This is a genomic window from Streptomyces regalis (assembly GCF_001509475.1).
GTDB classification, from domain to species: Bacteria; Actinomycetota; Actinomycetes; order Streptomycetales; family Streptomycetaceae; genus Streptomyces; species Streptomyces regalis.
On sequence record NZ_LLZG01000125.1, the window covers coordinates 1 to 6,719 of the forward strand.

Here is a 6,719-nt window from a genome sequence, read left to right on the forward strand (position 1 = left end):
CGTTCCCCTTATGCCCCCGACTCCCCGCGCGCTGCCTCACTCCCGAACCACCCCCCGCTGCTCTTCCTCACCACCTGCGACTCGCTGCACCGCCTCGTCCCCGAACTCGGCCCGGGTGAGAAGGACTACGTCACCAAACCGCTCCGCATCGCCGAGGTCCTCGCCCGGGTCGACGTCCTGCTGCGCCGCCGACGCCCCGAACGGCAGACGGCCCAACCCCGTTACGGCGACCTGGCCTTGGACGACGCCACCTGCCGCGCCCGCCGCGGCGCACGCGCCCTCGACCTCACCCCCGCCGAGTACCGCCTGCTGAGCCATCTGCTCGTCAACGCCGAGTGCGTGCTGTCGAAGGAGCAGATCAGCCGCTATGTCTGGGGGGACTTCCGGGCCAACGAGGCCATCGAGAAACTGGTCTCGCGGCTGCGCCGCAAGGTGGACCGCGATCCCGGGGAGCCGGCGCTGATCCATACGCGCCGCGGGTTCGGGTACTGGCTCGGCGGCGCCGGCTGACCTCACGCCCCGCACCGCCCAGGCCCGTGCCGTGAGCGGGACGGAACCGTCCGGCGCCGTGGGGACCGTCGTACGCAGCGTCTCGCGCAGCCGGTCGCGGGCGGTCCGATCCGAGCCGCGACGGGGTCTGGCGGGCGGACGTCGGGGCTGCCCGGCAAGGTGCGGACGACCGCCACACCGACGACAGCAGCAACTGGATGACTGTGCGCCACAACGCCGTCTACAACTACCGTGCCTCGATCGGCGGGTGCAGCGAGGAGTGGGGCACCAGGGCAACTTCTGGGACGACGCCGTCCCCGAATGGCTGCCGCGCCGGGCCTACCCCGGAGCCTGGCCGCCCGCACCGGACTGCGGCGACCCGCACCGCCTCGGGTTCCAGGCCAACATCCGGCTGCCCCCCCGCCGCCCCCACCGCGGACTGAACATGAGGGCAGCCGGAACCGGGCGGCGGCCGGTCGGCCGCCGCCCGCGGTCGACTCACCCGGTCACGGCGTGACCCGGGTGCCGCCGAAGGTCACGACGAGACGCCCGTCCGAGGCGAAGGACCAGCCCAGGGCGCCGCCGTACGACGAGCACCGGGAGCCGTTCGTGCCCGACCAGAACTGGTTCGAGCTGTCGGAGTCGCCGATGATCCGGTCGTTCGTGCCGCTGCCGCTGCGGCACGAGGTGTTGTTGCGGAACACCGAGGTGCCGGCGTCGAAGTTGTAGTTGCGCTGGGCGCTGTCGATGCTGATGTTGTCCGACACCGTCATCGTGCCCGGGTTGCTGTTGTAGGTGAACCCGTGCTTGCCGTTCTTGTAGGCGATGCTGCGCTTGACGATGTGGTTGACGGGGATGTCCTCGCCGCCGAGCTTGTAGCCGTTGCGGTCGCCGTTGCCGGCCTGGGAGCCGTCGCTGAGGGTGCCGTTGTTGTAGGCGAGGGAGTCCTCGATGGTCACCGGGCCGATGGCGCCGGTGTCGGACTTGGTGTAGAGGTCCCAGCCGTCGTCGATGTTGTTGTGGGCCACGGCGTAGCGGAAGACGTTCCCGGTGCCGGTGGTGAGCTTCGCGGCGAAGCCGTCGGCGTCCTCGCCGTCGGAGTCGGCGTTGTCGTGCGACTCGGCGCTCAGGATGAGGTTGTTGGCCGGCCACTGGTCCTTGGGGGTGGTGGAGGCGATCCGCCCGAGCTGCAGCCCCGTGTCACGGTTGAAGCGCGTCACCGTGCGCTCGATGACGTTGTTGCTGCCACCGACGTAGATGCCGTTGTCCCCGGCCCGCTCGACGACGATGCCGTTGACGTGCCAGTACGACCCCATCACCTGCAGCCCGCGGTTGGACGAACTCTCGCTCTGTGCCGAGAAGTTCAGCACCGGTCGCTCACCCGGGTAGGCGGACAGCTTGGTCCGGGCGCTCGATGTGCCGTCGGTACCCGCCGGGATGGTGACGGTCGAGGAGTAGGTGTACGTCCCTCCGCGCATGTAGATCGTGCCGCCCGCGGAGATACGGCTGATCGCCGAGGTGAGCGTCGTGGGCGCCGACTCCGTGCCGGCCGCGCCGTCGGTGCCGTTCGGCGCCACGTACAGGACGGGGCCCGTCGGTGCGGGGGTGCTGCCGCTGGTCTCGACGTCCAGGTAGTCGATGTTGGGCAGGCCGGCGGAGGTGGTCGGGTTGAGGCGGATGGTGTTGCTGCCGGCGTTGACGGGGACGGTGAGTGTCTTCGTCGCCCAGGTCGTCCATGCGCCGGTGCCCTCGAAGGACGGTGTCTGGACGGTGGTTCCGTTCACGACCAGGGAAGCAGGGCGGGCGGTGGTGGTGCCGTTGGCGAAGCGGACGCTGAGCGTCGCCGTGCCTGCTGCGGGGGCGTTCACGGTGAACTGGGCGTAACCGCTGGTGGCGTTGGCGCCGTTGCAGAACCCGGCGCCGGAGTAACCGGCCCAGTCGGAGTCGATGGTGCCGGTGCAGATCGCCGGGGAGCTCTCGGCCTCGTAGCGGGTGGTCGCGGCCTCGGCGGTGGTGCCGGTGAGCGCTACGAGGGTGGTGGCGAGGAGCGCGGTGGAGGCCAGGGCGGGGGTGACGCGTCTGACGGGTCTCGGGTGCGAGCGCGAGTGCGGGTGCGGGTGCATGGGGCTGACCCCTTTCTGTTACACGTCGTGGCAGATAGGGAAAGCGCTTTCTCGATGCTTCTCGGGACCGTAAGGGGCTGTCGCATACACGTCAATAGATATGTACGTGATGCAGGTTCATGACCATGAACAAAGGCGCCTGGGATGGATGGGCCGCCCCTGCGCGCGGCTTTGCCATCTCTTTACAACCCACCCCGCCCCCGCGTCGTCTCTCCGCTCGACCGTCACCCAGCCCGCCGTGTACGGGAGTACCGGCCGGGCCCACGAAAGAGAGAGCGACACAATGCGCCGAACCGTCCTCAGCGCCATGGCACTCACCTGCACGGCCCTGCTCGCGAGCATCACGCCGGCGTTCGCCGACAGCGCTGCCCCGACCGCGGTCCCCAGCCCGGCGGCCACCGCCCCTTCGGCCACGGCCGTCCCGACGCCCAGCGCCGCCGAACCGACCACCGCGCCGAGCACCGAGCCGCCCCGGGAAGCGACCCCCGTCCCGTCGGCCGAGCCGACCCGCGCGCCGGACGGCGGCCAGGTCTCCGTCGTACCGTCGGGGGCGCCCGACACCGGAGTCACGGCACCGGCTTCGGGTTCCGGCACTGAACGGGGCGGGCTGATCGGCGGGGGAGCCGCCGCGGTGCTCGTCGCCGGAGGGGTGACGGCCTTCGTCGTACGGCGTCGGCGGACGAACGGCGCATGATGCCGCTGTCCAGGCGCGCGTTCGCCACGGCGGCGATGGCGTCGGTGCTGGTGGGGTGCGGTGGCCGGGGAGCGGAGGAGGGCGCGGACGCGAGCTCCCGGAGGAGGAGGGGCGCGCAGCCGCCCGAGGAGGACTCGTCTCCCTCGAATCCCCCGTCTTCCTCGTCTTCCTCGTCGTCCGCGAACTCGGCGCGCGCTCTGGGCCGTTCGTCCCCGGTCCGCCTGCAGATCCCGGCGATCGAGGTCGACACCCCGGTCATCCGGCTGGGCTTGGCGTCGGACGGCACCGTGCAGGTGCCGCCGATCACGGCCGACGACCGGGCGGGCTGGTACCGGCACTCCCCGACGCCGGGTCAGGTCGGCCCGTCGGTCATCCTCGGCCATGTCACGGTGGGCGCCTACGGGGACGGGGTGTTCCGTCACCTCGCCCGGCTGCACCGGGGCGACCGGATCGTGGCGCGCAGGGAGGACGGCACGGTGGCGGAGTTCGCGGTCCGTGCCGTACGGACGGTGGCCAAGGCGGACTTTCCGGCGGACGACGTGTACGGGGACGTGGACCGTCCGGAGCTGCGGCTGATCACGTGCGGGGGGCCGCGGGCCGGGGAGGAGTACCGCGACAACGTGATCGTGTTCGCGGGGTTGAGCGCCACGACACCCTGACCACCCCCCTGACCATCTCGCCGACCACCCCGCCGACGGAACGTACGCCGACGGTCCGGCATCCCCACAAGTAGCCGTGCGAGCTTCCTCATGACCATGGAGAGCGTTGGAGAGCGTTGAAACGGTCCCGAGACAAGGCAGCGTCCGAGCTGTTCGCCGCCCTCTACCCGCGCCTCGCCGGCTGGTGCCGCCGACTCGTCGACGACGACGAGACGGCCCACGAGATCGCGTCCGAGGCCTTCACCCGGCTCTGGGCCCGCTGGAGCCGGGTGGAGGAGCCGCGCGGTTTCCTCTACGTCACCGCGGCGAACCTGGTCCGGGACCACTGGCGCAAGCTGGAGCGGGAGCGGCGGGCGATGCGCCGGGCCACGACGGAGGCGGTCGTCAACTCCTATACGGAGCAAGCGGAGCAGGCGCAACAGGCGGACCCGTCCGTACGCCTGCTGGTCCAGTCCCTGCCCGAACGCCTCCGCACCCCGATCCTCCTCCACTACTACGCTGACATGCCGATCCGGGAGGTGTCCGTGCTGACCGGGCGCAAGGAAGGAACCGTCAAGGCCGACCTCCACGCGGCCCGCGAACTGCTCCGCGTCCACCTGAGGAGAAGCCTTGACCACACGCTTTGACGACGACGATCCCGACGGCCCGGTGTTCGTTCCCGACGACCCCCTCGCGGTGATCCTCCGCCCCTCCTCGGACTACCTCGCCCCACCCCCCGGCAGCTACGAGGCGATCCGCCGCAGGGCGTCCCGCCGACGACTGGTGCGTACGGCGATCGGGACGGCCGTGACCTGCGCCGTGGCACTCCTCGTCGCGCTGCCGCTCCACCTGGGGACCTCGGCGGGCCCGACGTCCCCTGCACCGCCTCTCGCCCCTCCGCCCGCGAGCGAACGTACGACACCTCCCGCCCCGTCGGTGACCCCGCCCCCGTCGGCGATCCCGACCCCCTCGGCGTCGTCGCCCCGATCGGCATCGCCGACGCCGACGGTGCCGCGCGAGCCCGCTACATCCGAGCCCACCGCGAACTCCCGGACCGACGACTCCCGTGCGCCGAGCAGTGCGGCGGTCCCGACCAGCCGGCCGTCGACGGCATCGCCGCGGTCGTAGGTGGTCGAGGGGCGGGAAAGTGGCGCGATCCGGCGTTGCCAAGGGGGCTGTGAGGGCGCAGCCTGTGCAGTGTGGGAGCGCTCCCATGATTGCACTTGTACTGCACTTGCGCACCCACCCCACATCCCCCCACCTTGAAAGAGGGAGACCGTGCTGCATCGTCAAGCTTGTCATGATCACATCACGCGCCCTCTCGCGCACGCCCCCACGCAACGGCCCGCATCCCCACGGGCACTCCTCCTGACCGTGCTCGCCGCACTGCTCCTCTGCCTGATCCCGGGGAGCGGGACGGCTGCCGCCCACGGTTCGGTCGTCGACCCGGCGTCCCGCAACTACGGCTGCTGGCTGCGCTGGGGCAACGACTTCCAGAACCCGGCCATGGAGCAGCAAGACCCCATGTGCTGGCAGGCCTGGAAGGACAACCCGAACGCCATGTGGAACTGGAACGGCCTGTACCGCAACGGTTCCGCGGGCAACTTCCCGGCCGCCGTCCCCGACGGCCAGCTGTGCAGCGGGGGCCGGACCGAGGGCGGACGCTACAACTCCCTTGACGCGGTCGGCGCTTGGAAGATGACGGATGTAGCGAGCAACTTCACCGTCAAGCTCTACGACCAGGCCAGCCACGGCGCGGACTACTTCCTGGTCTACGTCACCCGCCAGGGCTTCGACCCCACCACCCAGCCACTGCGCTGGAGCGACCTCCAACTGGTCGCCCGTACGGGGAAGTACGCCCCGAGCCAGAACTACGCGATCGACGTGAGCACTTCGGGCCTCACCGGCCGCCACGTCGTCTACACGATCTGGCAGGCGTCGCACATGGACCAGACGTACTTCCTGTGCAGCGACGTCAACTTCCGCTGAGCTGACGGTGCCTGGAGCTGCTGGTTCCCATCGGATGCGATGCGTCCGGTGGGAACCGTCGTACCGCCAGGTGTGCAGGTCAGGCAGAGCGAGGCGCGATGCTCACCGCGCGGTAGTCGTAGCCGTCCTGTGGGAAGCCGGGGGCTTCCCAGGTGAGGTCGACCTGCTGTCCGGGCGTCAGTGTGCGGAAGCCGTCCGCCTCGATGTCGGCGAAGTGACCGAAGCAACCGCCGGGAGTCTCGGGCGAGTCGAGCACACCCCACCCTTCCTCTTCGTTCCACTCACGGACAGTCGCAGTCACTATGGGTGGAACCCTACGCCGCCTTGTCAGCGCTGTCAGGGATAGGCCTGACGGCATGCCCGATGCCGCAGAGGCCTCCTCCGCTCCGGAAGCACCCGAGCTTCGCGCTGTGCGGGCAGGGGGGAAGGACGTACAGCGGGGAGACTCGTGAGGTGAGAGGAAAGTTGCACGGCAGGACTGAAGGGGAGGCGGGGAGGCCATGAATCGGCACCTGGGGCCGCTGGAGCTGCTCGGGGACCGGTGGGTGATCGGGGGCCCGACGCGGAAGGCCGGCCTGTGCGTCGTGCTCACCCCGGAGGGCGTGGAGCACCGCCGACGCGAGGAGACGGCACCCCTGCTCGCCGTCCCGTGCGCAGTTCGTGGAGCTGAAGGTGCGAGCCGCTTACTTGAATCCTCCCCCTCGTAAACGAGGGGGATTCCTGGCTCAGGCTGCCTGGCGGAACAGCGTCCCGCCAGGTCTTGCGCCATCAGCACCAGCCGGGTTG

8 protein-coding genes are annotated in these 6,719 nt (G+C 70.5%); 6 read left to right on the top strand and 2 right to left on the bottom strand.

Annotation, left to right across the window (positions count from 1 at the left end):
• A partial coding sequence (locus ADL12_RS18190; protein ID WP_167364411.1) for a response regulator transcription factor occupies positions 1–510 on the top strand: 510 nt, incomplete at its 5' end.
• A gap of 485 nt (positions 511–995) precedes the next feature.
• Here the strand turns inward: ADL12_RS18190 and ADL12_RS18200 are convergent.
• Entirely contained in the window at positions 996–2,612 is a 1,617-nt protein-coding gene (locus ADL12_RS18200) for a carbohydrate-binding protein (protein WP_062703715.1), read from the bottom strand.
• A gap of 283 nt (positions 2,613–2,895) precedes the next feature.
• Between ADL12_RS18200 and ADL12_RS18205 the strand changes: the two genes are divergently transcribed.
• From ADL12_RS18205 to ADL12_RS18225, 5 genes are all read left to right on the top strand, one after another.
• A complete protein-coding gene (locus ADL12_RS18205; protein ID WP_062703716.1) occupies positions 2,896–3,306 on the top strand; it encodes a hypothetical protein in 411 nt (136 codons plus the stop codon).
• A complete protein-coding gene (locus ADL12_RS18210; protein WP_062703717.1) occupies positions 3,303–3,965 on the top strand; it encodes a class F sortase in 663 nt (220 codons plus the stop codon). The genes ADL12_RS18205 and ADL12_RS18210 overlap by 4 nt, the downstream gene beginning before the upstream one ends.
• Before the next feature lie 116 nt (positions 3,966–4,081).
• Positions 4,082–4,591 (top strand): RNA polymerase sigma factor, encoded by a 510-nt coding sequence (locus ADL12_RS18215; protein ID WP_062703718.1) that lies wholly within the window; start codon positions 4,082–4,084, stop codon positions 4,589–4,591.
• Entirely contained in the window at positions 4,575–5,072 is a 498-nt protein-coding gene (locus tag ADL12_RS50495) for a hypothetical protein (RefSeq protein ID WP_079052111.1), read from the top strand. The genes ADL12_RS18215 and ADL12_RS50495 overlap by 17 nt, the downstream gene beginning before the upstream one ends.
• Positions 5,073–5,252: 180 nt before the next feature.
• Positions 5,253–5,933, top strand: coding sequence for a lytic polysaccharide monooxygenase auxiliary activity family 9 protein (locus ADL12_RS18225; RefSeq protein WP_062703721.1), 681 nt, complete (start codon positions 5,253–5,255; stop codon positions 5,931–5,933).
• A gap of 79 nt (positions 5,934–6,012) precedes the next feature.
• Here ADL12_RS18225 and ADL12_RS18230 read toward each other — a convergent pair whose 3' ends face one another.
• Positions 6,013–6,237: a cold-shock protein gene (locus ADL12_RS18230; RefSeq protein WP_208614560.1), complete on the bottom strand. Its 225-nt coding sequence runs from the start codon at positions 6,235–6,237 to the stop codon at positions 6,013–6,015.
• Between the last annotated feature and the right edge of the window lie 482 nt (positions 6,238–6,719).